Below are 25,575 nucleotides of genomic sequence, written 5' to 3' on the forward strand. Positions count from 1 at the left end.
GCGGTCAGCACAGATTGTTGCGGGATGCCTGCTCGATCGCGCGGATGTGGGCGAGACCGGGCAGGATCTCGGAGCGGATGAACTCCAGCCGCCGGTTCGGCCCGCCGCCGCGGGAAAAGCGCAGCTTCCACAGATTCATCTTCACCGCCAGCCCGCACAGCACGCCGCCGATGGTCAGGTGATGGGTGACGATCAGGTCGCGGATGCTGCGGAAGCTGTCGGCGTTCATGTGACGCCAGAAGTCGCGGGAGCGGTTGTCGAAGCTTTCGAACCGCCCGGTGATCGAGGTGGCGATGTCGGTCAGGTCGCGCCCGATCTCGTCGAGCATCCGGCTCTGGCGGATGTCGCGCCTGACCTCGTTCGCCTGCCGCAGTTCGGTCATCCAGACCAGGAAGCCCTGGACGTCGGGCACGATGTCGTCCAGGCAGCGCTTGAAATAGGCAAGCGACAGGAAGATGTCGGCGTACTCTTCCAGGAAGACCGGGATCTCGTGCAGGGGAATGTCGAGCCGGTCGGCGGTCGACTGCAGCCGGCGGCGGACCTCCTCGACGTCCGGTTCGGCGAACAGGCGGATCAGGTCGTCCATGCTGCCGACATGGTCGACGCGCTCGCCATAGACATGCTCGATCAGCGGCCGGGTGAACACCCGCATGTAGCTGGTCAGCTCGGCCCGCTTGGCGTCCGACAGCCGCAGGGCGTTGGCCTCGTCGACGTTGATGTTGAGACGGCGCATCTCCAGCCGCAGGCTGTAGACGTCGAAGCTCGCGGCGTCGGCGATGCGGACGATCTTGTGCAGATCGCGCCGCATCGCCGGGTCGTCCGGGGCGAAGCATTTCGCAAGCTGGTCGATCCGGATCTGGCCGCTGCCGGTCTGCGTGTCGTTGAACAGTTCGGCGACGGTTTCCAGCCGCACGTTCTTGATCAGCCGCGCCCGGCGCAGCCCCGGCGTTTCCAGCGGCAGGAGCGACAGCGGCAGGATGTGCAGCGCGTCGCGCCCCTCGTCGTCCCGGTCGCCGGCGGTGCCGTGCGCCAGCGTCACCGACCCGCCGCCGGTGGTGGCCGGGGGGCGGATGCGGTCGCGGCCCCTCTTGTCGTTCGCCGTCACGGCCGGACCTCCCCCGCGGGAAAGCTTCCCGGCCGGATCAGAAGCGCGGGAATCTCAACAGCGACATGGTGATGGATGGATCGATGGAGATGATCGACGCGCGGCCGCTGGCCGAAATCGGGCCGATCGACGGCGTGGCGGCGGTGGCGGTGGACGAGCCGTTCTGGAGGTCGTACATCGCGGCGAAGCGGTCGAGCAGCTTCGCCACCTTCTCCGGCTTCTTGAAGTCGGCGATGTCCATCCGCTTTTCCAGCAGCACCTTCTGCTTGTCGATGTCGAGCAGCGCGGTCTGGTCGGGCAGGCCCAGCGTGGTGTAGACCACCTTCCGCAGCGCGCTGTCGGCCATCACCTGATACCAGTTGGAGATGTTGGACGAGCGCCGCTTGAAATAGAGGCCGAGCCGAACCGCCGGATTCTGGTCCTCCGAATCGATCTCCAGCGTCACGTTGACGTAGCGGTCGATGATCGCCTGGACGATGGCCGGCTGCTTCAGGTTCTTGCCGCTGTTCTCGGCGAAGCCCAGAACGGTCGCCATCTCCTTGAACTTGGCGTCGCTCATCCGGTTCGCGGTGGAGGACGAGTCGCTGACGCCTTCCTCCAGCACCTTGCGGATCAGGCCGCGCGCCTTGGCCTGGCTGCCGAGATCGAAGGCGTCGAGGACGAAGCGGTAGAGCTTGTCGTCCTTCATGAACTCTTCGGTGCTGGACACCTTGCCGATGTTGTCCTGGAAATAGGCGATCGCGCGCTGAACCGCCGGACGCTGCCGGATCATCTGTTCATAGCGGTCGTGGTTCCGGGTGACCTGCCGCAGGTCGAGGATGGTCGTCATGCCGTCACCTCACTGGCGGGCGGCGTGGACGACGGCTCCACGTCCGGCGTTTCGCCGTCCGCGGCGGCTTCGGCCGTTCCGGGGTCGCTCTTCGGATCGACGTAGCCGGCGGGAATGCGCATGATCACGTCGCCGGTCGCGGTGTCGAGCACCTCGGTGTAGAGCCGCCGGGTGTCGGGATCCAGGTTGACGCGGTAGGGCTGGACGGCGACCTTGCGGTCGTTCTTGCCGTCATTCTCGGCGGCGTCGCTCTTGGCGGTCCGCTCGACGACCTCGGCCGGCTTGGTGGTTTCGGCCTGGGCGGCGCGCAGGCGGTCGGCCTGGCGCTGGCGCGCCTCGGCGATGAGGTCCGCGCTGGCGGGCGCGCGTTCGGATGTCGGGCCGGTCACGCCGTTGATCGGGGTCGGCATGGCATCATCCTCCTGCGTGGTGGACAGGCTGGCTCCCGTTGGGAAGAACGGCATCGGCGCCGGTGCGCCCCATGGAACCGAGCAGCGTGCCCTCGTAGTCCATCACCGGGCGCAGCGCTGCGAGCGCCTTGTAATAGTCGCGCTCGCCGACATGGCCCATGGCGCGGGCGATGCAGTCCTGGATGTCGGCGCGGGAAAAGGCGGTGTAGAGCTGCGCCATCATCTCCGCGACGGCGCCCGATCCGTTGGCCGCGACCGTCGGGTCGAGCAGCATGCTCTGGATCAGGAAATAGGAACGGCGGACCGGGGTCACCGCCTCCTCCTCCTGCAGGATGTCGCTGCCGCGGATGATCTGGGCGAAGTTGGAGACCGTCAGCGTGTAGCGCCGGTTCTCGTTCTGCACGACGCAGCCGTTGATGACCACCCGCTCGCAGGGTTTCAGGCGGAGCTTAAGCGCCATGGGCCAGTTCCTTGACGGGCGGCGCACTGGCGTGCTGGACACCTTGCAGGCCCTGCATCACCGCGCGGTTGATGTCGATCAGCAGATCGGGACCGGCTTCGCCGCGCAGCACCCGCTGGGTGTAGCGATCCACCGTGAAGGACAGGGAGACAAGACCGGCACGCAACTGTTCCGGCAGGGCGTTGTCGTCCTCCAGCAGGTCGGCGCGCAGGGTGTTCCACAGCTCCATGTTCCGCCACAGCGCGTCCTTCAGGTCGGACGACCGCCAGTCGTCGGCGCGGTGGCGCTCCAGCGACAGGGTGATGCGCAGGAACACGCGGTACTCGATCGTCCGGGGATCGTCGCACTCGGCGATGGTCTGGTGGTAGGCGGCGATGCTCATGGGCGCACCCCTGGCGTTAAAATCCTGTTGGGCATGGAGCCCGATCGGCTATGGCAATGATCGGCGTGGGGTTGGCCGCCGGCGCCGATAGGCGACGCTTCGGCCACCCGTCGACCAGACGGGGCATGACGCCGGGCATGTTGAGCGGAACGGCGCCGCCCTCCGGGGGATTCTTCGGAGGACGGCGCCGCCCGGTAGGGCTTAGCGGAACAGCGACAGGATGTTCTGCGGACCCTGGTTGGCGATCGACAGAGCCTGGGTGGCGAGCTGCTGCTGGACCTGAAGGGCCTGCAGACGGCTCGATTCCTCGTTCATGTCGGCGTCGACCAGCGCACCGATGCCCTTGTTCATCGAGTCCGTCAGCTTGGACACGAAGTCGTTCTGCACCGACACGCGGTTCTCGATGGAGCCGATGACCGACGCCTTGCCGATGGCGCTGTCGAGCAGCTTGTTGATGACCTCCAGCGACTTCTTCGAGTTGTTGACGACGTCGACCTGGGTCAGATCGGCGAGGCCACCGAAGGCGTCGCTCTCCTTCGAGCCGACCCACAGGCCGGACACCTGGGCGGTGAAGTTGCCGTCGGTGTTCTTGTCCTGGTCGGTGAAGGCCAGGTTGTCACCGGTGAAGGCAACCTGGAAGTCGCCACCGGCGGCGGTCAGGGCGGTGTTGACCGCCGTGGCGATGTTGCCCTGGGTGGTGGCGAGGTTGGTGTCGTAAATCTGCGACGACAGGTCGACCGTCACGTCGGTCTTGGTGCCGTTCTCCTTGGTGACGGTCAGGGTCAGGGCGCCGAGGCCGAGATTCTGGCCGGCGATGAAGCTGTCGCCGGGGGCGCCGAACTTGATGTCGATCGACGCCTTCTTGGCGTTCGTCGAATCGACCTGCTGTTCGATGGTGGCCTTGCCGACGATCGACTCCACGCGCATGTCCTGGCGCTGGAAATCGATGTAGCTGGGATCGACGGTCCCGTCGCTGCGGCTGAGCGACGCCAGGATGGCGACGTTCCGGTCCTTGGCGGTGCCGTCGTTGGAATAGGTGACGCGCAGCAGGTTGTCGCCGTTGAACGACGCGTCGGCGGCGGCGCCCTTGACCAGCTTCACCAGCTGGTCGACGTCGTTCTGGATCAGCGACTTGTCGACGCCGTTGGTCTGACCGGCGATAACACGGGCCTTCAGCGTCTGCAGGTTCTCGACGATGTTCTTGGCGGCCACCGACGCGGTGTTGGTGGTGCCCGAACCGAGTTCCAGCGACTCCTTGACCGCCTTGAAGCCGGCGACGTCGGCCTTCATGGTGGTGGCGATCGACCAGTAGGCGGCGTTGTCCTTGGCGTTGTTGACCTTCAGGCCGGTCGAGATGCGGTCCTGCGTGGTCGCCAGATCGCCGGTGACGTGACGCAGGGTCTGCAGCGCGGTCATCGCCGAGGCGTTGGTCAGAATCGAGGCCATGGGTATCTCCATTCGTGAGATGCATGGCGCCTTTCTGACGCCGGGGCCAGTTCGCGCAGGCCGTCCCGGTCATGATGCGGGGGCGCGAGCAGCAGGATCAGCATGACCGACCCGGTTTAAGCCGGGGTAAAAAATTCGCCCCTGTTTGGCGGCTGGGAAACAGGGATCGCAACGAAGGGACGGAGGAACGGTGTCGGGGCCCGTCAGCGGTTGATGGCGCGCGCCGGGGCCCGCCGGACCACCGGCGGAATGAAGGGGACGGAACCGGCGGAAAGGGCGCCGGCGTTCGACAGCCGCTCCATCAGCAGCCCGGAACGGTCGGGGACGAGGTGATCGGGCGGCGCCTCGAACTTGTAGCCGCGGCCGTAGACCGTCTCGATGTAGCGCCCGCCGCCGGTCGCGGTGTCGATCTTCTTGCGCAGTTTGCAGATGTAGACGTCGATGACCTTGTCGAGCGGGTCCGACCCCGACAGGCCGTAGACCTCCTCGTAGATGTGCTCCTTCGACACCACCCGGCGGTGGTTGAGGGCGAGCACCGACAGGATCGCGTGCTCCCGCTGGCTGAGGCGAAGACGCTCGCCGTCGACCTCGGGATCGCGGCCGTCGAGGAAGACGGTCAGGCGACCGACCGACACGGCGTTGCTGGTCAGGCCGAAGGACCGCCGCCGGATCGCCTCCAGGCGGGCACGGATTTCGGTGCTGATGACCGGCTTGACCAGCACGTCGTCGGCCCCCGCCCGCAGGATGCCGGCGGTCGTGTTGGCGCAACGGCGCTCGATCAGGCAGACGATCGCCGCCGTCACCTGGCGGGCGCGCAGCATCGCCACGCACGCTTCGGTGTCGCCCACGTCGCCGACGATGATGGCGTCATGGGTGATGTCGGCCGGCCCATGCCCGTTCACCAGTTCCCGCAGCCCGACCAGATCGACGCGGTCATGGTTAATCTTGCTCAGATCGAGTTGCTTCCCGATCGCTTCAGCGATCAGGTTGCCGGGTTCAATCAGCAACGCCTGCATTGGATTCTCCATATTTGAGCAAGCATGGGCGAATCATCGCCTTTTACACAATTCTGTCTGTGTCACGCACTTATCACAGCCCCAAAAGAACTGATCCAAAGCGTCGATGTCAACAGAATGAGTACCCAGATTGACATAGGGCTAAGGAGGGTTTTACGTCGTTTTAATGATCTGCTCTGGCGTAATTCCATATAAATTTTTATCTATCGGCGGTTTTACTTGCGTGACTCAGATTACACAGAAGTCATCGCCCCGAAACTGTCACGACTTTACAATGAGTTTATGGTTAACGGGCGTTGCCGCGCCGAAAATGGCCATACACCAGTATGAACGCGGGTTTAACCTTACCAAGTTATTGTCGGGCTGGATCAGATCTGGGAGGTTCCATGTCCGGAGCGGTGTCTTCCGTCATTCCGTCATCGTTCGCCGTTGCGCTGGCGCTGGCGGTCGCGGGCTGTGCGCAAGTGTCGCAGGCCCCCGACAGCGATTATCGTCAAGCCCTTGAAAATGCTTTAGTCACCGGACGGTGCGACGGAACCGCGATCGACCGAATGTGGTCCGCCTATGGCCGCTGGTATGCGATCGCGTCCTCCATCGCCGGCCATCGCATGGCCGACGAAGCGGAGTCGCTGATGCGCCAGGGCCAGCAATTCCAGACCATCGGCTGCCCGGCGGTCGCGCGGGCGTCTTACCGGACGGTGCTCCAGCGCTTTCCACAGGATGATTTTGCCGCATTGCGCGAGAATGCGCGGGCGGCGCTCCAGACGCTGCCACCATCGGTGGCCAGCGCGCCGCCCGCCGCCTCAGCCGGGCCACGGCCGACCGGCAGCGCCGCGGAGTCGCCGGTGCTGCCGACGCTCATCCGCCCGTCATCGTCCGCGATTTGAACGCAACCGGCCGCCGCATCGCTCCCGATCCGGGGATGCGGCGGCGGTCGGACGCCGTCTAGAGGGCGAGGTCGGACGCCAACGGGGCGTCGAGCCCGAGCCACGAATCGGCCAGCGGGCCGACCGTCAGGGCGCCTTCGAGCCGGCAATCGGCCAGCACGGCCAGAAAACTCTCATGCAGGTCGGCCAGCGCCGCCGACGGCAGGCCGGTCGCCAGACGCAGGGTCGCATCGACATGATGCGCCGTCGCCGTCGCCATCAGCTGCACCGGCCCCAGCCGCGGCGGCGCGGCCTGCAGCACCAGCGTGACGCGGTCGGCCAGCCCATCCTCGACGCGGATGGCACACAACAGGCTGGTGGCGCTGTCGAGCAGCGGCACCCGCGACACCCGCCATTGGCGACCGTCCACCCATTGGAAACGCGGCGTCAGCGCGTCGTCGCACTCGTCGATCAGCAGCCCGTCGTCCAGCGCCGCCAGCCGCGCCGCCACGTCGGCGCCCAGCCAGCCGCGGCACCCCTCGGCCGTGGCCGCCAGGAACAGCGCCAGCCCGGCCCCGAAGGTCGAATCGCAACGCGGCATGCCGCCCCGCGCCAGCACGGCCCCCGCCGGAACCAGCGTGTCGAGCAGGTCGAGCAGGCGCCGGATCGGCCCACCCGGGTCCGGCACATCGGAGCCGCCGGGACCGAACCCGGCCCCGTCGTCCGGCCCCGGCGTCCGCGCCGGCACCGCCCCAAAGCGCGCGGCCAGCACCCCCGGCGCCAGTTGGGGGGCGAGGTCGCGCGCGGTCATCAGTAGACCACCGTGTCGGTGTCGTCGGACTGCGGGATGATGATCGACCCGTCGTCGGCCAGCGACTTGGCCATGCGGACGATCTCGGCCTGGGCGTCGTTGACGTCGCGCATGCGGAGCGGCCCCATGTTCTCGATCTCATCCTGCAGGATCAGGCGGGCGCGTTCCGACAGCACCGACAGGAAATGGTCGCGCTGGGGTGCCGGCGCGCCCTTCAGCGCGATGGCGAGCTGGCCGGTGTCGCAGCGGCGGATCACCGTCTGCAGCGACACGCGGTCCAGCCGCATCAGATCCTCGAAGGTGAACATCAGCTGCTTGATGCGCTGGGTGTTGTCCGGCATCACCGGTTCCAGGTCGGCGAAGATGTCGGTCAGCGTCTCGCGGTCGATGCGGTTGAAGATGTCGGCCATCCGCTCCAGCGAATCGTTGCCGTGGGTGCGGGCGTAATTCGCCATGAACTCGTTGTGCAGGATCGATTCGATGTCGAGCAGCACCTCGCGCTGCACCGATTCGATCTGGATCATGCGCTCGATCACCTCGGTGCGGATCGCCGGCGGCAGCAGCACCAGGACCTTGGCGGCGTGGTCGGACCGCATCTTGGACAGGATGACCGCGGCGGTCTGCGGGTATTCGCCGGCCAGATAGCTGGCGAGCACCCCCTCGTTCACGTTCGACATCTTCTCCCACATCGTCCGGCCGGCCGGACCACGGATTTCCCCCATGATCTCGGTGACGCGGTCGCGGGTCAGGAAGCGGTTCAGCATCCGCTCGGTGCTGTCGTAGGAACCGACCACCGACCCGGTGTTGGCGAAGCGTTCGGTGAAGATGCGCAGCAGCGCCTCGACCAGGTTGGAGGTGACGTTGCCCAGCGTCGCCATCGCCCGGCTGACGATGCGGATCTCGTCCTCGTCCAGCCGCTCCATCAGCCGCGACCCGCGCTCCTCCCCCAGGGCGAGGAAGATGATGGCGCTTTTCTCGACGCCGTTCAGGCTCTTGTAGTTCTCACGGATCTTGATCGGCGTTGCCATGGCGGACCTCAAAAGGAACAGTCGGCGGAAGGGGCGGTGTCGGGCGCGTCGTCGGCCGGCGGCAAGGCCAGCGCACGGTCGTGGCGGAAGGCCACCGCCATCACCGCCCCCGCCACCAGCAGCAGCGGATGCGGGATCATCGGGTTGGGGTCGATGGCGGCCAGAAGCCCGGCGATCGACCCGTCCTCCGGCACGGCCACGCCGCGGCGGCGGGCCAGCGCCAGCAGGCTGTCGGCCAGACTGGCCGGTGGGCTTTCGGGCGATCCGGGCGCGGTCATGCCTCACCCTCCCCCGTACGAGCGGATCAGGCTGCCGGCGATCAGGAACCAGCCGTCGGTCAGCACGAAGAAGATGATCTTGAACGGCAGCGCGATCATCACCGGCGGCAGCATCATCATGCCCATCGCCATCAGGATCGCCGCCACCACCATGTCGATGACCAGGAAGGGCAGGAACAGCAGGAAGCCGATCTCGAAGGCGCGGCGCAGCTCCGACAGCAGGAAGGCCGGCATCAGCAGGCGCAGATCGACGTTCTCCGCCGTCGGCGGCCGGCTGTCCTTCGCGCCCTCCGCCGCACCGTCCTGCGCCGCCTTCGCCGGCTTGGAGAAGGCGGCGAAGGCGGCCAGGTCACGCTCGCGCACATGGGAGGCCATGAAGCCGCGGAACGGCTCGATCATCCGCTCCAGCCCCTGCTCCTGGGTCACCTGTTCGTTCAGCAGCGGGCGCAGCCCGTCCTGCCAGGCGCTGTCGATCACCGGCCCCATGATGTGGAAGGTGAGGAACATGGCGAGGCTGATCAGCACCATGTTGGGCGGCGACTGCTGCAGCCCCAGCGCGGAGCGCAGCAGCGACAGCACGACGATGATCCGGGTGAAGCAGGTCACCATGATCAGCAACCCCGGCGCGACGCTGAGCACCGTCAGCAGGACGATGCCCTGGACGATGCGCCCGGACAGGCTGCCGCCGTCGGCCAGCGCCCCCAGCGACCCGAGATTGAGGTCGAGCGGCGCCGCGGCGGCCGGAACCGCAGCCAGCATGGTGGCGAGCAGGACCGACAGCGCCGCCGCCGGCACCAGCAGCGGCAGCAGGGACCTCGGCCGGGACGGCGCGGCGGTGGGGCGGATCATGACCGGTTCTCCGGTGACGTCAGGGCGGCCGGGCGCGGCGGGCCGGGGGCTCAATCGAGGTCCAGATCCGTGCGGACGATCTCCGTCAGGGTGACGCCCAGGCGCTGGTCCTCGACGATCACCACCTCGCCGCGGGCGACCAGCCGGTGGTTCACCAGCACCTCGACCGGCTCGTCGACCTTGCGTTCCAGCTCCAGCACGGCGCCGCGGCCGAGCTTGAGCAACTGCGCCACCAGCATGCTGGTGCGGCCCAGCACGACCTGGACGTCGACCGGCACGTTGTAGATCGCGCCCATCGGGCCGTCATACGGCTTCTCGGACGGCTTCTCCATCGGCTTCGGATCGTCGTCCAGCATGTCGAGGTTCAGAGGGGGCATGTTGCGGTCTCGCTGTGATCGGGTCGAAGGGATGGGGAAGTGGGGGACGGGGATGGCGCGGTCAGGACGGTGCGGCCGACCCGGCCGCCGGCTGAAGCGCAGCCAATGTGCGTTCGGTCAGTTCGGTGAGCGTGGCCTCCAGCGCGGCCGGGTCGCGGCCGACGCTGCCGGCACCCCAGCTCGCCTCCAGCGCCCCGGTGTCCAGCGCCGGATCGTCGAGGATCTCAAGCCGGCCGGCGAAGTCCGCCTGACCGGCCAGCCGCCGCTCCAGCGGTCCGCGCAGCGACGGGTGGACGCGCAGGCGCAGCACCGGAGCCTGTCCGGCGGCGCGGAGCGCATCCGACGCCAGCCGCTCGATCTCGGCGCGGGCGACGCTGTCGAGCAGGCGCGGCGCAATGCGGCGCACCAGCGCCACCAGCACGCAGGCACCCTGCGCCTCCAGCCGCTCCATCAGGGCGGTGTGGCTCGACTCCAGGACGGCAAGCTGCCCGGCCAGCCCGTCGAGCGCGGCGACGAGGTCGGCCTCGATCCGCCGATAGGCCTGTGTTTCGCCCTCGCGCCGCCCCTGCGCCAGTCCGGCGGCGAGCCCGTCGTCGCGAGCCATCGCCAGGGCCGCCTGATGGTCGCGTTCGGAATGGCGCGGCAGGTCGAGCGGATCGGGCTCCTCGACCAGCTCCGGCTCGACCGCCAGGGCGGCCCCGCCGAAGCTCTGGTCGAAGCGGTAGCGCGGGTAGCCCGGCATCACGCCACCTCCTCATAGAGCCAGGAGCGCAGGATATCGATCGCCTCGTCGGGATACTGGTCGACCAGCTCGCCCAGCCGGCGGATCGAGGAGGCGCGGACGCGGCCCTCCACCGTGCGCAGCTCGATCAGCTGGTCCATCGTCTCCTCGATGCCGAGCGGCGGGGCGGCGGCGTTGAGCGCGGCCATCGCCTCGCCCTCGCCACCCGCCGCCGCCGTCGCGCCGGCATCCCCGGCGGCGGCCGGTCCGGTCAGTTGCGGCATCGCCGCCCCGGCCGGCGCCGCCAGCGCCGGTTGCGCCGGGGGGGCTTCCACCGGTTCCGGGGCCGGGAAGACGCGGCGGATCAGCGGGCGCAGGCCGACCAGGATCAGCAGCGCCGACAGCACCAGCAGGATCACCCACTGGATCAGCGTCATGACGTTGCGGCTCAGCGTCTCGGCGATCTCGTCACCCAGCGGGCGCGGCGCCAGATCGGGGGCCAGCTCGACGAATTCCAGGTTGTCCACCGTCACCCGGTCGCCGCGCGCCTGGTCGAAGCCCATGGCGGAGCGCACCAGTTCGGACAGCCGCTGCAACTCCTCCGGCGCGCGCGCCTCGTACTGGCGGGTGCCGTCGGGGGCAGTCTTCCAGGTGCCGTTGACCAGCACCGCAACGCTGAGCCGGCGCACGTCGCCCGGCTCGATCACCGTTTCGCGGGCGACGTTGGAGATCTCGTAGTTGACGGTCTCTTCCTGCCGCTTGTTGTCGTTGGACGATTGCGGACCCTGCGACTGGGCACGGACGTCGCGTTGCGGCAGGTTCTGCTCGGCGGTGACCGGCGGTTCGCCGTTGTTGTCGACGCTGCGTTCCTGCTCCTGCACCGTCTGGGTGGAGCGGACGACCTGGCTGTTGGGGTCGAAGGTCTGGCTGCGCACCACCTCGCGCTTGGTCTCGACGTCGGCGGCGACCTGGACGCGGACGTTGCCGGCGCCGAGCCGCGCCACCAGCATCTGCTCGATCGCCCGCGCCACCCGGGTTTCCGCCGCCACCCGCAGCCCGTCGGTGCGGGCCGACGCGAGGCCGGGCCCGTCATCCTCGGTCAACAGTTGCTCGCCGGAGGAATCCATCACCGTCACGGCGCCGGGCTTCAGGTTGGGCACCGCGGCGGAGACGAGGTGGCGGATCGACAGCGCCTGCTTGCGGTCCAGGCTGGCGCGGCCGCGCATGCGCACCACCACCGACGCCGTCGGCTTGGGGGCGCTGCGCGAGAATTCCTCGCGGTCGGGCAGCACGATGTGGACGCGCGCCGCCTCGATGCCGGCCAGCGTCTCGATGGTGCGGCCCAGCTCGCCTTCCATGGCGCGCAACCGGTTGATGCGCTGCATGAAGCTGGTGATGCCAAGCGGCTTGTCGGTGTCGAACAGCTCGTAGCCGACGCCGCCGTGCGACGGCAGGCCCTTTTCGGCCAGCGCCATGCGCAGCCGCGACACCTCCGACTGCGGCACGTTGATCGTCGTGCCGTCGAAGGCGGCGCTGACCGGCACCCCCATCTCCTCGATCGCCTTGACGATACGGCCGGCTTCGGCGGGCTCCAGCCCGCTGTAGAGAGCGGTCATGTGCGGCTGCGACAGCAGCAGGGCCATGCCGGCGACCGCCAGGGCGATGCCCAGGCCGGTGCCGGTCAGCACCACCAGACGCCCACGCCCCAAAGACCGCAAGGTGTCGATCAGACTGTCCACGGCTTCCGCACCTTTAAAGTTTCCGAAAATCGGTGGGCCTAGTCTTCGCCCCGCGCACCTCCTCACGCTAACGGGGTGACTTTTAAGCGGAGTAAAAAACCGGAGCGTTGCTCGGATCAAAGCACCTAAAACTTTATCGGCTCTTCGATTTACTAAAATTTTCGGCAATCGCAGGCGGGGGTGACGGATGATTACACGACTTGGTATGGCAGAGCCGGGGGCGAGGAAGACAGAGATCCTGAACGCGCTGCTCGGCTCGCGGCGGGTCGTCGTCTTCGTCCTGCCGCTGGCCCGCCTGCTGGCCGGCGCGCTGGCCCTGGTGGCGGTGGCCGCAGCCGGGCTGGCCGGCTACTGGCTGTCCGCCGGTCCGCAGGCGGTCGAACGGCTGTGGCCGTCGGCGGCGGCGCCGGCGATCGTCGACAGCGTGATCGACATGCCGGAGATGATCGTCAACCTGCGCCGCGACACCCCGTCGCGATTCCTGAAGATCGGCCTCGGCCTTGCCGTCGCCCCGCGCGACCGCGGGCTGGTGGAACGGGCGGGGCCGCAACTGACCGACAGCCTTCAGGAGTTCCTGCGCAACATCGACCAGGACGATCTGGAAGGGTCGGCCGGGTTGCACCGGCTGCGCACCGAGATCAAGCGCCGCTTCAACCTGATCCTGTCCGAACCCAACAGCCAGCGGGAGATCGTCACCGACGTCCTGCTGCGCAGCCTGCTCACGCAATAGCGACCGCGCTCGAACCCGCAGAGGCCCGGATGACGAACACCACCACCCCCCTTTCCGACGGCGACACCGGCGGTCTGCAACCGGCGCCGGCCGACGCGATGGCGGACTGGTCCGACGTGGATTGGGAGAGCGCCGCCGCGGAGCCGGCTCCCCAACCAGCGGCCGCTCCGGCCGAAGCGGCGCGGGACACGCTGTCCGGCTACGCGACCGACACCAAGACGCTGAGCCAGGAGGAGATCGACCGGCTGCTGAACTTCGGCGCGCCGGTCACCGACGACGCGACCTTGAGCGCGATCCAGCGCCTGGTCAGCTCGACGACGGTCAACAAGGACCGGCTGCCGATGCTGGACGTGGTGTTCGACCGCATGGTGCGGCTGCTGAACACCTCGCTGCGCCAGTTCGCCTCGACCAACGTCGAAGCCTCGCTGTCGAAGATCGAGTGGCTGCGCTACAGCGAATTCCAGGACACCATCGAGCTGCCGGCGCTGATCGGCGTCGCCCGTGCCGAGCAGTGGGACAACCAGCTGCTGGTGTCGATCGACAGCGCGCTGATCTACTGCATGATGGACGTGCTGCTGGGCGGGCGGCGGGCGCGGCCGGGACGGATCGACGGGCGCGCCTACACCTCGATCGAACGCAAGATGACCGAGCGGATGATGAAGGTGGTGCTCCAGGATCTGGGGCAGTCCTTCGATCCGCTGGCCCAGGTCGACTTCGTGTTCGACCGGCTGGAGGTCAACCCGCAGTTCGCCACCATCACCCGCAGCACCAACGCCATCATCCGCGTCCGCATCGAGGTCGAGGTCGAACGCCGCACCGGCCACATCGACATCGTCATCCCCTACTCCACCCTGGAGCCGATCCGCGGCAAGCTGGTGCAGATGTTCATGGGCGAGAAGTTCGGCCATGACACCGTGTGGGAAAGCCACCTGAAGAACGAACTGATGCGCTCCAAGCTGGAGCTGGTCGCCGTGCTGGCCGAGACCAAGGTCCCGCTGGGCGAGGTGCTGGCCTGGCAGAAGGGCCAATCGCTGAAGCTGCGCATCAACCCCGACAGCACGGTGCTGGTCTTCAGCAAGACCATTCCGCTGTTCGCCGGCCATATGGGCCAGCGCAACGACAACATCGCGGTGAAGATCGACACCGACCTCGACACCAAGCAGGAGCTGATCGATGGTCTCCTTTCTCATTGACGCGGCCCTGGCGGTGATGCTGGTCACGGCGACGGTCTATCTGGTCATCGTCAACAAACGCCTGAAGCTGCTGCGCACCGGCCAGTCCGAAATCAACGCGCTGGTGTCGACCTTCTCGCGGTCAATCGACGACACCGACGCTTCGATGAAGCGCCTCGTCGCTTCGGCCACCGACATCGCCACCCGCCTGTCCGACGAGTTGGACCGTGCCAAGGGCATGAAGGAAGACATGACGCTGATCCTCGGATCCTGCGAGCGGACCGCGACGCGGATGGAGGACTCGGTGCAGCACGCCCGCGCCGTCCTGCGCCGCCTGGACGAGGGCGCGATGCGCACCACCCGGCCGCGCGCGCCGTCGCCGGCCGCGACCGCCATGGCGGCCGAGTTCACCGCCGCCGCGACCCGCACCGTCGCCACCGCTCCCGCCGCGCCGGCCGATGACTTGGCAACGCCGCGGATCGGAGCGTACAGCGACGTCGACAAGGAGCCCGGCGCCGGCAACTTCCGCGCCCTGGAGCTGCCGTTGCGCGCGACGCCGGCCGCCGAGCCGCCGGAGTCGCCGGAGCAACCGCAGGACGCCTCCGCTCCGTCCGCCAGGGCGGCGGCCAACGCCTTCTACGCGCGGCTGCGCACCGTCGGTTCGGAGGGTTGATCGATGATCCCGCGCATTCTTCCCATCACCCTGGTCGCCCTGCTGATGGTGCTGCCGCTGAAGCTGGGGGCCCTGATGGACGGCTTTCCGGTGATCGCCCAGCAGTTCGACCGCGAGTTCGGCGCGCATGAACGGCCCTGGGCCACCGACCTGAAGGCCACCGATCCGAAAGCCACGGACCCGAAAGCCCCGGACCCGAAAGCCACGGAGTCCAAGAACACCGATCCGAAGCCCGCCGCCCAGCCGGTGGCGGCCGCCGTGGCCGCCGCCCCTGAAGCGCCGGCCACCGTGGCGCTGGCGCCGCCCAACTGCGCCGACCCGCTGCTGCGCGAGGCGATCGGCGAGCAGAAGGCCGACACCGCCAGCCGCCAGGGCCGCCTGCGCGAGGCCGAAGCGGTCCTCACCGCCACCGAGGCCCGGGTCGGCACCCAGATCCAGCGCCTGAACACGGTGAAGCGCGAGGTCGAGACGCTGATGACCCAGCGCTCCAACCTTCAGCAGGAGGATCTGCGCCGGATGGTCGCGATCTACGAGGCGATGAAGCCGCGCGACGCCGCCCGCATCCTGAACGACCTGGAAACCGACATCGTCGTCGACGTGCTCGACCGCATCACCGAGCGGCGGACCGCCCCCATCCTCGCCGAGATGGCCGACGCCAAGGCGCGGGAGGTGACGCGGCTGATCCTGCAACGCCGCGCGCTGCCCGGCGACCGCAAGACCACCGCCGCGGCCATCCCCGTCGGTGCCCCGCTGCCGCCGCGCCCCACCCTGACGAACTGAACGCCATGACCCGCATGCCCGATCCCGTCCAGGCCCCGCCCCGCCCGGCCGCCCCCCCGGCGCCGCGGACCAACGCCAGCGATGACGACGCGCGCGACGACGCCTTCGCCAGCCTGGTCGACGAGGCCGAGGAGGAGGACACCGACGACGCGTCCTCCAAGACCGACACCGCCCGGAAACGCCCGGCGGCGCCGAAGCCGGATTCGACGTCGCCCTTCGTCGCGCAGACGTTCGCCACCGGCGAACCGCCGCTGACGCCGTGGGCCGTCGCGACCGTCCCGGCGACCGCCACCGCCACGGTGCCGCCCACCGACGGTGGGGCAGCGACGGTCCCGCCGGTGACGACGCCGCCCGCCGCCCCGGACCACGCCGCGCCCCCGATCCCGGCGGCAGCCGCACCCGGTGATGCCGCCGCGCCGACCAACGCGCCGGCAACCACCCCGGCCGCCCTTGCGGGGGTGGGCGCCGAGGCGTCCACGACCGCCCGGAGCCAAGCCACCGCCTCCGCACCGGCCACCACCGACGGACCGGCGAACCCGGCCGCCGTGACCACCCCGCCGGCCGGCACCGCCGCCCCCTTGATCACGGCGTCGACCCCGGCGTCGGCCACGGCCGCCATTCCCATCCAGGCGCAAGCGCCGACCGCACCCCCCGGCCAGGCCGCGACCGCCTCCGGCGACGAGGGTGAGGCCGCGCGCAGCGATGGCGCCGACCCCCGCCGCCCGGTGCGCAGCGGCGCCCGCGGTGTCGGCGCCCTGCCCGGCCGCGCCGCCAACGCGGACGGCAAAAACGATCCGGCGGCAGCGTCCGCCGGGGCGTCCGCGTCGAAAGGCAACGCCGGCACGAACACCGCCCCCGCCGCCGCACCGGCCTTCGCCGCCGAACCGCCACCGGCCTTCGCCGCGCCGACAAGCGCGGGGCTGAGCAGCGGCGCCACCCCGACCGGGTTCGAGGCGGTGCCGACCCTGCCGGCGCAGGCCGCCACCCAATACGCCGCCGCGGCGGCCTCGGGCCGGACGGCGGTCGCCCACGGGCCGGCGATGGCCCAGCTCGCCGCGCCGCTGGTCCGCGTGGCCGAGGCCGGTGGCGGCGAGTTCCACATCAACCTCGCCCCGGCGGAGCTTGGGCGGGTGCGGGTCATCGCCGACGTGTCGGACGGCAAGGTGGCGCTGACCGTCCAGGCCGAGCACGCCGACACGCTGGCCCTGTTGCGCCGCGACCTGCAGCAGCTCGAACGGGCGCTCGGCGACTCCGGGCTGTCGCTCGACAACGCCAGCCTTCAGTTCTCGCTGCAAGGCGACGGGCAATCCCAAGGCTTTTCGGCCCCCGGCCAGGGCGGCGACGGCCGCGCCCCCGGCGGCTGGCAGACCCTGGCGCTGGCCGAAGCCACACCCGAACCCACGGCCGACCGCGTGCCGCGCCCGATCGACGGGCTGGTCGACGTCACCATCTGAGGAAAGGCCATCATGACGACCACCACGAGCACCGCGCTCCCGACCACCGCCGCCACCAAGGCCGCGGCCACCGCTACGGCGGAGGAGGGCAAGAAGTCGACCGTCGACTACGAATCCTTCCTGAAGCTGCTGACGGCGCAGTTGCGCAACCAGGATCCGCTGGCGCCGATGGACGCGACCCAGTTCATGACCCAGCTGGCCCAGCTGTCCACCGTCGAGCAGTCGATGAAGTCCAACGACACGCTGACCCAGGTGCTCGACACGCTGAAGAGCAGCGGCATGCGCATGGACATGGCCTTCCTCGGCCGCAAGGTCGAGGTGTCGTCCGACGCGCTGGCGCTGACCGGCGGCAAGGCGGAGGCCGCCTACACCGTCGACGGCACGCCGGCCAGCGTGAAGCTGGAGGTGCTGAACAGCGCCGGCAACGTCGTCTACGGCACCGCCGGCTCGTTGCAGACCGGGCGGCAGCTCTTCAGTTGGAATGGCAAGACGACCGCCGGCGCCACGATGCCCGACGGCCAATACACGCTGCGGATCACCGCCAAGGACAAGGACGGCAAGGCCCTGAACAGCGCCAGCGTCATCACCGACACGGTGGCCGAGGTGCGCAGCGTCGATGGCGCCACCAAGTTCGTGCTGAAGAACGGCGCCACCGTCGGCGCCGACACGGTCTTGTCGGCGTCCTGACCGCTGGGCGAGGATGCCCGTAAAGGCGATCGAAGGGTCAGAGGGCGCCGGCCTGCGGTCGGCGCCCTCTGAAAACGCCATCACAGGCGCGTGTTGTCCTGGCGCAGCAGCCGGTCGATCAGCACCGCCCTGACCGGCTGTCCGGCAAAGGGACCGTTGGCGCTGGACAGCAGCGCCGCGGCCACCGCCTGCGGATCGACCGCGGGACCGTTGAACCGGCCGGTGCCGGCAAGCTCGAACAGCGATTCCAGCATGGCGCTGCGGGTGTGGGGCAGGCGGCGGCGCACCATCTGCGCCTGATCGACGCTGCCCGCTTCCAGCGTGACCTGGGTCAGGATGAAGGCGATGGTCCGGCCCTGGTTCAGCAGCGGCACGACCAGTTGGCCGGCCTCGACGTAATAAGGGCCGCCGCCGATCCCCTCGCCGGCGGCCTCATGGGCGCCGTTCTCCGCCGACGCCGGGCGCGGCAGGGTGTCGTAGCGCCCGAAGCCGTAGCCGCCGGCGAAGGCAAGGCCGGCGGCCACGGCGAACAGAAGAACGGCTTTCATGATGCGGCTTTCCGGGGATCAGAAGGGCAGGACGACATCCAGCACCTGCTGGCCGTAGCGCGGCTGCTGCACGTCGGTGATCTGGCCGCGCCCGCCATAGGTGACGCGCGCCTCGGCGACCTTGTCGTAGTCGATGGTGTTGGCGTTGCTGATGTCCTCGGGCCGCAGGACGCCGGCGATCCGCATCTCGCGCAGTTCGTAATTGACCCGCACCTCCTGCCGGCCGGCGATCACGAAGTTGCCGTTGGGCAGCACCTGGGTCACCACCGCGGCCACCCGCATGGCGATGCGCTCGTTGCGCTGGATGGTGCCGTTGCCGGTGGAGTTGCTGGTGCTCTCCGCATCCACCAAGTTCGCCGGATCGACCGCGTCGGGCAGCACGGCCGGCAGGCGGCTTTCCAGCCCGAAGAAGTTGGGCAGCCCCGCCTTCTCGGTGTTGGAGCGCCCGCGCTGGGTGCTGTTGCGCATCTGCGCCTGATCGGAGATGTCGATGATGACGGTCAGCAGGTCGCCGACCGCCTTGGCGCGCGGGTCGCGGAAGAAGTTGCGCGAGCCGGTGCGCCACAGCGAACTCGGGATCTGCTCGGTCGGCACCGCCTGCGGCATCGGCAGCGAGATCACCCGGGCCTCCGGCTGGAGACCGGGGTTGGTGATCTCCGACAGGCTGGGGGCGCTGCCGATGTCGGCCAGCCGCGCGCAGCCGCCCGTCGCAACGGTGAGCATCAGAAGGGGGACGAGCGCGGTGCGCATGACGAAGGCTCCCTGTTGGCCTTGACGACCCGAATCACGGTCTGGACGGCGCGTCCGGCGATGGCAGACGCGGCCCGCTCACCGACACGGTTTCGGCACCGGTGACGGTGCCGGTGACGACGGTGCTGCTGGCGATGTTCATGACGCGGACGAGATCGCCGACCCCGCCCTCCTGCAGGGCCCGGCCGCGCGCGGCCAGCCGCAGCATGCCGTCCTCGTAGACCAGCGTGACCGGGCGGTTGCGCTGGACCACGATCGGCGCGCCGACCGACCCGACCTGAACCAGCCGGCCGGCCGGCATCTGCCGGCGCGGCGACTGCCCGATCAGCGCGTCCGCCGACGCGATGAAGGCGGCGCCGGCGCGCTCCAGCGGCATGCGCACCATGGTCAGGTCGGCCGCTTCGATGACCTCGCCCGGCCGGATGCGGCGGACCGGCACCGGCATCGCCACCTCGACATCGGCCCGGCCGGCCAGCTCGACCGTCCGGCCGCCGCTGACGATCTGGGCGTGGAACAGCCCGACCTTGGGGTCGAACGCGATGTCGCGGACGGCGTCCACCGGCCCGTCGAACGGCCGCCCCAGCGTCAGCGCCACCCGGGCGTCGGGCGGCGCCGTGGCGCCGAGCGAAGCCAGGATCTCGTCGGCTAGGCGGTCTTCCACCGGGCCCGCGCCGGCCGGCGGCGCCAGGACCAGCAGCGCCGGAACCAGCAGCGCCGCCGCAAGCCCGCGGGTGATGGAGTGCCGCATCATCCTCACCGCATGTTGGTCATGGTGGAGGCCATCTGGTCGCCGGCCTCGATGACCTTGGCGTTCATCTCGTAGGCGCGCTGGGCGGAGATCAGCTCGGTGATTTCCTGCACGACGTTGACGTTGGAGGATTCCAGGTATTTCTGGCGGATGGTGCCGAAGCCGGCCTGCCCGGCCAGCCCGTCCTGCGGCTCGCCCGAGGCCGGGGTGGCGCGGAACAGGTTGTCGCCCAGCGCCTCCAGCCCGGATTCGTTGACGAACACCGTCATCGCCAGCTGGCCCTGGTTGACCGGCTGGGTCTTGCCGTCGACATAGGCCAGCACCTCGCCCGAGCGGTTGATCACCACCTCGCGCGTGCCCTGCGGCACGGTGATGCCGGGGGCGACCGGGAAGCCGTCGGCGGTGACGATCGAGCCCTCCGGCGACAGCTTGAAGCTGCCGGCGCGGGTGTAGGCGGTTTCGCCGCCCGGCTGGGTCACGTTGAAATAGCCGCGCCCCTCGATCGCCAGATCCAGCTCGTTGCCGGTGGAGGTCAGGTTGCCGGTGGTGTTGATGCGGTTGACCGAGGTCGGACGCACGCCCAGCCCCACCTCGACGCCGGTCGGCACGATGGTGCCGCTGTCGGTCGACTGGCTGCCCTGGCGCTTTTCGGCCTGATACATCAGGTCCTGGAATTCGGCGCGCGACCGCTTGAAGGCGGTGGTGTTGATGTTGGCGATGTTGTTGGAGATGACCTCGACGTTCAACTGCTGGGCCATCATACCGGTCGACGCGATGCTGAGCACGCGCATGGAATCACTCCTTCAATGGGCCGAATTTACAATGGGCCGAATTCTTGATCGGGAATCCTCGATCGGGACTGGCCCCTATTGGGACTTGCCCAGGCGGCTGATGGCCGAGCGCAGCAGCTCCTGCCCGTCATCGACCATCTTGGTGACCGCCTGGTAATCGCGGTTCAGGTCCATCATCCGGCCGATCTCGACGATGCCCTGCACGTTGGACCGTTCGATCTTGCCCTCGACGACGCGGGTGTTCGGCGCCGGCAGCGGCTCCACGCCGGGCCCCGCCTCGAACAGCAGGTCGCCGGTCTGCTTCAGCGCCTGCGGGTTCTGGAAGCGCACCACGTTCAGCCGGCCGACGACGTTGCCGTCGGCCATCAGCAGCCCGTCCTTGCCGATGGCGATGGTGCTGCTGTCGGACGCGATGGCGATCGGACGGCGGCCGTCGTCCAGCACCGGGTAACCGTTGGGGCCGACCAGCGTGCCGTCCGCGTCGCGGCGCAACCGCCCGTCACGGGTGTAGCGCACACCGTCCGGTGTCTGCACCGACAGGAAGCCGTCGCCGTCCAGCGCCACGTCGTAGGGGTTGCCGGTGTCGGTGAAGGCGCCGGGCCGCAGGTCGGTGTAGGTCGAGCGGTCGATGGTGAAGGCCATGCGGTCGGTCGGCTTGCGTCCGCCGGCCTCCAGCGCGGTTTCGAACAGCGTGCGTTCGCCGCGGAATCCGGCGGTGTTCATGTTGGCGACGTTGTTGGCAACCACATCCAACTGCCGCCGCAACGCCATCTGGCGCGACAGTCCGATGTAAAGCTGGTTCTCCATCGCCGAACACTCCCGGGTTTGAACGCTGCCTTAATCTGGACGATGCAGTTTAAAGCCGGGTTTCAACCTGGGACCGACCGGTGGACGGCGTACCGGTATTGATTCCGGTTTGGCGATCATTTGGATAAAATGCGAGATGACTGTGATGAAACGGCGCACAGACACAGGATTGACCGTCGCCTCGACGTTGCTTCTCGCCGCCCTGGCGGTGCCCGGAACCGCGCGCGCCGCGGCGGTCCGGGTCCAGCTGGGCGATCACGGCGACTATTCGCGGCTGGCGCTGGTCCTGCCGGACGGGGTCGAGCCGACGATGCGGGTCGACGGCTGCGTCCTGCGCATCAGCCTGCCCGAACCGACGCGCTGGCCGCTGGCCAGCCTGGGCGACACCTGGTCGTCGCGCCTGTCCGACTTCGGCAGCGCCGATAACGGGCGCAGCCTGACCGCCGCGGTTCCCTGCGGCGCGCGAGTCAGCAGCCTGCGCGAGCGCCGGGTGCTGATCGTCGACGTCGGCGGCCCGCCGGTGCCCGGCCGCAAGCCCGACGCTCCCGACGAGTCCCCCGCCATGGCGATGCCGGACACCCCCGTCGCCGAAGCCCCGGCCGCGCCGGCCGCCACCGACACGACGGCCTCCGCCCTGCCGTCCCCGACCCTGGCGCCGGGGCTCGGCGACGTCGCCGAAGCGCTGAACCCGTTCGGCACCGCGCAAGCGGCGCAACCGCCGTCGCGCCCGCCCGCCGCCACCGCCACCGCGACCCCGGCCCCGGTTCCGGCGCCCCCTCCGGCGCCCGTGATCGCCACGCTGGAGAGCGACGTGCGCGCCAGCGTCGAACAGACGCTGCGGCAGCTCGAACGGACGCCGACCCGCGCGGCGAAGCCGGACACCCCCTCCCCCGCCGCCGCGGAACCGGCCCGCCCGGCACCGCCGCCGATCGGCGCGATGGACGTGGCGGCCTGGGTCGGCGACGATTTCACGCAGACCCGCCTGTCGTTGCAGCGCGCGCTGGAAGGGGCCCAGGGCCGCGGCCGGGTGGACGCCCAGATCGCGCTGGCCCGCTTCCTGCTGGCCCGCGCCATGGACGAGGAGGGTCGCGCGGCGCTGGAGGCGGCGACCAGCCAGTCGCCGGCCCCCGACCAGCGCTACACCCTGCGCATCCTCGGCGACGCCTTCCGCGCGCTCGACGGCGAGACCGCGCCCGACGACAACCTGTTCGTGATCCTGCCGCCGACCGTCGTCGCCGACCACCATGTCTGGCGCAGCGTCGCGCTCGCCCCGACCCGCTGGACGGCGGCGCGGGAGGGCATGCCGATCGTCCTGCGCCGGCTGCTGGATTACCCGGCGGACCTGCGCAGCCGCCTGCTGACCACCCTGGCGGAGGGGGCGGACGCCGCCCGCGACACCAACACGCTGAACCTGATCGTGCTCGAGATGATCACCGTCGACGCCAAGGGCATGGCGGACGGACGGCTCGACTATTTCCGCGGCCGGCTGGCCGAACTGAAGGGCACCCCCGACGCCGCCCTTGACCGCTACGACCCGGCGGCGGCGCTGCGCCGCGGCCCCTTCGCCCGCCGCGCCGAAGTGCGCGCGATCGAGCTGCGCCGCTCGCTGGCCCGGCTGGACGAGGACGGCGCCATCGCCGCCCTGGAGGCGTTGCGCTTCGCCTGGCGCGGCGACGACGTCGAAACCGACGCGCTGGCGGCGCTGGGCAGCGCCTACGCCCGCAGCGGCCGCACCGACGCCGCGCTCGACATCTTCGGCCTGCTGGGGCGGCGTTTCGGCGCGACGGCGCGCGGGCGCGACGCGCTGGCGGCCGGGCGGAACCTGCTGGCCGCCGTGCTCGACCGGTTGGAGCAGTCGCCGCCCGGCGGGCTGTACGCCCTGGCGCTCCAGGCCCGGCACGGCCGGCTGGTCGCCCAGGTCGACGACGGCGAGGCGCCGCTGCGCCGCCGCCTCGCCGCGCTGCTGATCCGCGACGGCTACAGCGTCGAGGCGACCCGCATCCTGCACGCCCTGACCGAGACGGCCAGCGGACCGCGCCGGGCGGAACTGGGGGCGGTGCTGGCCCGCGCGCTGATCGACAGCGGCCGCGAGCCGGAGGCGCTCGACGTGCTGAGCCGCACCGGCGATCCCGGGCTGGAACCGGCGCTCGCCGAAAAGCGGGCGCTGCTGCGGGCCGACGCGCTGCTGGACGACGGCGACACCATGCGCGCGCTCGACGCCGTGCGCGGGCTGCCCGGTGCGGACGCGGCGCGGTTGCGGGCGCGGGCGATGGTCGCCACCGGGGAATGGACGGCGGCCCGCACCGCCTTCGCCGACCTCGCCGCCGATCTGGCCGCCACCGGCGCGGAGCCGACGGCGGAGGATGTTGCGCTCCACGGCCTCGCCGCCTCGCTGTCGGGCGACCTCGGCACCCTGCAGGAGCTGGCGGAAACCCAGCGCGGACGCCTGACCGGCACCCGCTGGGCCGGGCTGCTCGACGCGCTGGCGCCGCCGGCCGACAACCGTCCGCTGCGGGCCGAGTCGGTGGCCGGCGAGATCGCCACCGCCGACGCGCTCGACCGGCTGGTCCGCGCGTGGCGCGGCCGGCCGTGACCGGCGCCCGAATCGTAAAGCCGCTTTAAACGGCGCCCTGTAGCGTCGTCGGACGGTTGCCCCCATTCGGCCGGCCCCAGCCCTCCTGGCCGGCCCACCCCAACCGGTCCATTGGACGTCCCGGAGAAGAAAACATGCGCTTGATGTTCGGGTTGATCGCGGTGTTCGCCAGCGTGCTCGGCGGATTCTACGCGATGGGCGGGCGGCTCGGCGTGCTGTGGCAGCCGGTGGAGATCGTCATCATCATCGGCGCCGGCATCGGCGGCTTCGCCATCGCCAACAGCCCGTCGGTGCTGCGCGACACGCTGCGCGCCGTCGGCGCCATCGCCCGCGGCCGCAACACGCCCAAGAACGACTATCTGGACATGATCGCGCTGGTCTACAGCCTGATGCGCGTCGCCAAATCCAAGGGCATGTCGCAGATCGAGCCCGACATCGACCAGCCGCAGGACAGCCCGCTGTTCACCCAGTACCCGAACGTCCTGCGCTATGACCGCTGCATCACCTTCCTGTGCGACTATCTGCGGCTGATCGCGCTCGGCCAGGACAATCCCCACGACCTGGAATCGCTGATGGCGGAAGAGCTGGAGACGCTGGGCCGCGAGCTGAACCAGGTGCCGAAGGCGCTGCAGAACCTTGCCGACGCCCTGCCGGCGCTGGGGATCGTCGCCGCGGTGCTCGGCGTCATCAACGCCATGGGCGCCATCAGCGAAGCGCCGGAGGTGCTGGGCCGCATGATCGGCGGCGCGCTGACCGGCACCTTCCTCGGCGTGCTGCTGTCCTACGGCATGGTCGGCCCGATCGCCAGCGCCGCCCGCCAGCGCCGCGAGTCGGAGCTGAACATGTATTACTGCATCAAGGCGGCGCTGTGCGCCTATCTGCGCGGCAGCCCGCCGCAGGTCTGCGCCGAATACGCCCGCAAGGTGCTCTACACCGACATCCAGCCGAGCCTGGCCGAGGTCGAGGTCGCCACCACGCTGTCGGCGCAGGCCAAGGGCCGCGACGGCCGCCAGGCCGCGTGACCGCCGATGCCGCGCAAGCCCGCCCTGCCCCCGATCATCGTCAAGCGCCACCTGGGCAGCCACGACGAGGACGAGCACAACCACTCCTGGAAGCTGGCCTACGCCGACTTCGTCACGGCGATGATGACCTTCTTCCTGGTGATGTGGCTGATGAACATCACCACCACCGAACAGCGCAAGGGCATCGCCGACTACTTCAACCCGGTCGCGGTGTCGCAGAGCAATTCCGGCGCCGACGGCATGCTGGCCGGCCGCTCGGTGGACAAGAGCGGATCGCTGACCACCCCCAACGCCGCCGGCGATCAGGCCAGCCCGGTGGCTTCGCCGCCGGTCGTCGCCTCGGTCGGCGACAGCGACCGCCAGCCGGCCGGGCGCAAGGACCCGATGCCCCACCCGCCGGGCGGGCGCACCGCGCCCGAGGCGGTCGACCTGTTGCGCCCGGCCGCCGACACCGCCGCCCAGGACGCGGCGGCGGCAGCGGCAGCAGCAGCGGCGGGGGGGCC

At 69.8% G+C, this 25,575-nt stretch carries 29 protein-coding genes; 10 read left to right on the forward strand and 19 right to left on the reverse strand.

What is annotated here, in order from left to right:
- Positions 1–4 precede the first annotated feature (4 nt).
- The 7 genes from TSO352_RS10170 to TSO352_RS10200 form a co-directional block, all read right to left on the reverse strand.
- A complete protein-coding gene (locus TSO352_RS10170; RefSeq protein ID WP_109107207.1) occupies positions 5–1,105 on the reverse strand; it encodes a hypothetical protein in 1,101 nt (366 codons plus the stop codon).
- 37 nt (positions 1,106–1,142) lie between these two features.
- Positions 1,143–1,934 (reverse strand): DUF1217 domain-containing protein, encoded by a 792-nt coding sequence (locus TSO352_RS10175; RefSeq protein ID WP_109107208.1) that lies wholly within the window; start codon positions 1,932–1,934, stop codon positions 1,143–1,145.
- The gene (locus TSO352_RS10180; protein ID WP_247872013.1) at positions 1,931–2,344 is read right to left on the reverse strand and encodes a flagellar protein FlaG; all 414 of its coding nucleotides are present in this window, start codon (positions 2,342–2,344) and stop codon (positions 1,931–1,933) included. Before TSO352_RS10180 ends, TSO352_RS10175 begins: the two co-directional genes overlap by 4 nt.
- A gap of 4 nt (positions 2,345–2,348) precedes the next feature.
- Positions 2,349–2,804, reverse strand: coding sequence for a flagellar biosynthesis repressor FlbT (locus TSO352_RS10185; protein WP_109107209.1), 456 nt, complete (start codon positions 2,802–2,804; stop codon positions 2,349–2,351).
- Positions 2,794–3,186 carry a flagellar biosynthesis regulator FlaF gene (gene flaF, locus TSO352_RS10190; protein ID WP_109107210.1) on the reverse strand — a complete coding sequence of 131 codons (393 nt, stop codon included), beginning with the start codon at positions 3,184–3,186 and terminating at the stop codon, positions 2,794–2,796. Before flaF ends, TSO352_RS10185 begins: the two co-directional genes overlap by 11 nt.
- Positions 3,187–3,387: 201 nt before the next feature.
- The gene (locus tag TSO352_RS34240) at positions 3,388–4,632 is read right to left on the reverse strand and encodes a flagellin (protein ID WP_109107211.1); all 1,245 of its coding nucleotides are present in this window, start codon (positions 4,630–4,632) and stop codon (positions 3,388–3,390) included.
- A gap of 203 nt (positions 4,633–4,835) precedes the next feature.
- Positions 4,836–5,648 carry a response regulator transcription factor gene (locus TSO352_RS10200; protein ID WP_109107212.1) on the reverse strand — a complete coding sequence of 271 codons (813 nt, stop codon included), beginning with the start codon at positions 5,646–5,648 and terminating at the stop codon, positions 4,836–4,838.
- 386 nt (positions 5,649–6,034) lie between these two features.
- Between TSO352_RS10200 and TSO352_RS10205 the strand changes: the two genes are divergently transcribed.
- Entirely contained in the window at positions 6,035–6,535 is a 501-nt protein-coding gene (locus TSO352_RS10205; RefSeq protein ID WP_146210735.1) for a hypothetical protein, read from the forward strand.
- 58 nt (positions 6,536–6,593) lie between these two features.
- Here TSO352_RS10205 and TSO352_RS10210 read toward each other — a convergent pair whose 3' ends face one another.
- The 7 genes from TSO352_RS10210 to fliF form a co-directional block, all read right to left on the reverse strand.
- Positions 6,594–7,325 (reverse strand): hypothetical protein, encoded by a 732-nt coding sequence (locus TSO352_RS10210; protein ID WP_109107214.1) that lies wholly within the window; start codon positions 7,323–7,325, stop codon positions 6,594–6,596.
- Positions 7,325–8,353 (reverse strand): flagellar motor switch protein FliG, encoded by a 1,029-nt coding sequence (locus TSO352_RS10215; RefSeq protein ID WP_109107215.1) that lies wholly within the window; start codon positions 8,351–8,353, stop codon positions 7,325–7,327. The genes TSO352_RS10210 and TSO352_RS10215 overlap by 1 nt, the downstream gene beginning before the upstream one ends.
- An 8-nt stretch (positions 8,354–8,361) precedes the next feature.
- Entirely contained in the window at positions 8,362–8,631 is a 270-nt protein-coding gene (locus tag TSO352_RS10220) for a hypothetical protein (RefSeq protein ID WP_109107216.1), read from the reverse strand.
- A gap of 3 nt (positions 8,632–8,634) precedes the next feature.
- Entirely contained in the window at positions 8,635–9,390 is a 756-nt protein-coding gene (fliP, locus tag TSO352_RS10225; protein WP_109107394.1) for a flagellar type III secretion system pore protein FliP, read from the reverse strand.
- Positions 9,391–9,530: 140 nt separating this feature from the next.
- Positions 9,531–9,857 (reverse strand): flagellar motor switch protein FliN, encoded by a 327-nt coding sequence (gene fliN, locus TSO352_RS10230; protein WP_109107217.1) that lies wholly within the window; start codon positions 9,855–9,857, stop codon positions 9,531–9,533.
- Positions 9,858–9,918: 61 nt separating this feature from the next.
- Entirely contained in the window at positions 9,919–10,599 is a 681-nt protein-coding gene (locus tag TSO352_RS10235) for a flagellar assembly protein FliH (protein WP_109107218.1), read from the reverse strand.
- Complete coding sequence (fliF, locus tag TSO352_RS10240) at positions 10,599–12,317, reverse strand: flagellar basal-body MS-ring/collar protein FliF (RefSeq protein WP_109107219.1); 1,719 nt, start codon at positions 12,315–12,317, stop codon at positions 10,599–10,601. The genes TSO352_RS10235 and fliF overlap by 1 nt, the downstream gene beginning before the upstream one ends.
- A 205-nt stretch (positions 12,318–12,522) precedes the next feature.
- Between fliF and TSO352_RS10245 the strand changes: the two genes are divergently transcribed.
- The 6 genes from TSO352_RS10245 to TSO352_RS10270 are packed head-to-tail and all read left to right on the forward strand — an operon-like array spanning position 12,523 to position 17,813.
- Positions 12,523–13,047 (forward strand): flagellar basal body-associated FliL family protein, encoded by a 525-nt coding sequence (locus tag TSO352_RS10245; RefSeq protein ID WP_109107220.1) that lies wholly within the window; start codon positions 12,523–12,525, stop codon positions 13,045–13,047.
- 29 nt (positions 13,048–13,076) lie between these two features.
- Positions 13,077–14,240, forward strand: a complete 1,164-nt coding sequence (gene fliM, locus TSO352_RS10250; protein ID WP_247872014.1) for a flagellar motor switch protein FliM — start codon at positions 13,077–13,079, stop codon at positions 14,238–14,240.
- Complete coding sequence (locus tag TSO352_RS10255; RefSeq protein WP_109107221.1) at positions 14,221–14,892, forward strand: DUF6468 domain-containing protein; 672 nt, start codon at positions 14,221–14,223, stop codon at positions 14,890–14,892. Before fliM ends, TSO352_RS10255 begins: the two co-directional genes overlap by 20 nt.
- Positions 14,893–14,895: 3 nt before the next feature.
- Entirely contained in the window at positions 14,896–15,672 is a 777-nt protein-coding gene (locus TSO352_RS10260; RefSeq protein ID WP_109107222.1) for a flagellar motor switch protein, read from the forward strand.
- A gap of 5 nt (positions 15,673–15,677) precedes the next feature.
- Entirely contained in the window at positions 15,678–17,126 is a 1,449-nt protein-coding gene (locus tag TSO352_RS34245) for a flagellar hook-length control protein FliK (protein ID WP_109107223.1), read from the forward strand.
- A 12-nt stretch (positions 17,127–17,138) separates the two neighbouring features.
- The gene (locus tag TSO352_RS10270) at positions 17,139–17,813 is read left to right on the forward strand and encodes a flagellar hook assembly protein FlgD (RefSeq protein ID WP_109107224.1); all 675 of its coding nucleotides are present in this window, start codon (positions 17,139–17,141) and stop codon (positions 17,811–17,813) included.
- Between the two features lie 80 nt (positions 17,814–17,893).
- On the opposite strand, the gene TSO352_RS10275 is transcribed toward TSO352_RS10270, so the two are convergent.
- The 5 genes from TSO352_RS10275 to flgF all read right to left on the reverse strand — a co-directional run bounded on the left by TSO352_RS10275 (position 17,894) and on the right by flgF (position 21,457).
- A complete protein-coding gene (locus TSO352_RS10275; RefSeq protein ID WP_109107225.1) occupies positions 17,894–18,361 on the reverse strand; it encodes a hypothetical protein in 468 nt (155 codons plus the stop codon).
- Between the two features lie 18 nt (positions 18,362–18,379).
- Entirely contained in the window at positions 18,380–19,111 is a 732-nt protein-coding gene (flgH, locus tag TSO352_RS10280) for a flagellar basal body L-ring protein FlgH (protein WP_109107226.1), read from the reverse strand.
- Between the two features lie 34 nt (positions 19,112–19,145).
- Positions 19,146–19,859: a flagellar basal body P-ring formation chaperone FlgA gene (gene flgA / locus TSO352_RS10285; RefSeq protein ID WP_247872015.1), complete on the reverse strand. Its 714-nt coding sequence runs from the start codon at positions 19,857–19,859 to the stop codon at positions 19,146–19,148.
- 5 nt (positions 19,860–19,864) lie between these two features.
- Complete coding sequence (flgG, locus tag TSO352_RS10290) at positions 19,865–20,650, reverse strand: flagellar basal-body rod protein FlgG (RefSeq protein WP_109107228.1); 786 nt, start codon at positions 20,648–20,650, stop codon at positions 19,865–19,867.
- Between the two features lie 75 nt (positions 20,651–20,725).
- On the reverse strand, positions 20,726–21,457 hold the full coding sequence (flgF, locus tag TSO352_RS10295) for a flagellar basal-body rod protein FlgF (RefSeq protein WP_109107229.1): 732 nt from the start codon (positions 21,455–21,457) through the stop codon (positions 20,726–20,728).
- Between the two features lie 145 nt (positions 21,458–21,602).
- Here flgF and TSO352_RS10300 point away from each other — a divergent pair, with 145 nt between their 5' ends.
- From TSO352_RS10300 to TSO352_RS10310, 3 genes are all read left to right on the forward strand, one after another.
- Complete coding sequence (locus TSO352_RS10300; RefSeq protein WP_109107230.1) at positions 21,603–24,050, forward strand: hypothetical protein; 2,448 nt, start codon at positions 21,603–21,605, stop codon at positions 24,048–24,050.
- A 134-nt stretch (positions 24,051–24,184) separates the two neighbouring features.
- Positions 24,185–25,072, forward strand: a complete 888-nt coding sequence (motA, locus tag TSO352_RS10305; protein ID WP_109107231.1) for a flagellar motor stator protein MotA — start codon at positions 24,185–24,187, stop codon at positions 25,070–25,072.
- 6 nt (positions 25,073–25,078) lie between these two features.
- Positions 25,079–25,575 (forward strand): flagellar motor protein MotB (locus TSO352_RS10310; RefSeq protein WP_282183842.1); only part of this gene is annotated, 497 nt, incomplete at its 3' end.

This window comes from Azospirillum sp. TSO35-2, from assembly GCF_003116095.1.
GTDB lineage: Bacteria > Pseudomonadota > Alphaproteobacteria > Azospirillales > Azospirillaceae > Azospirillum.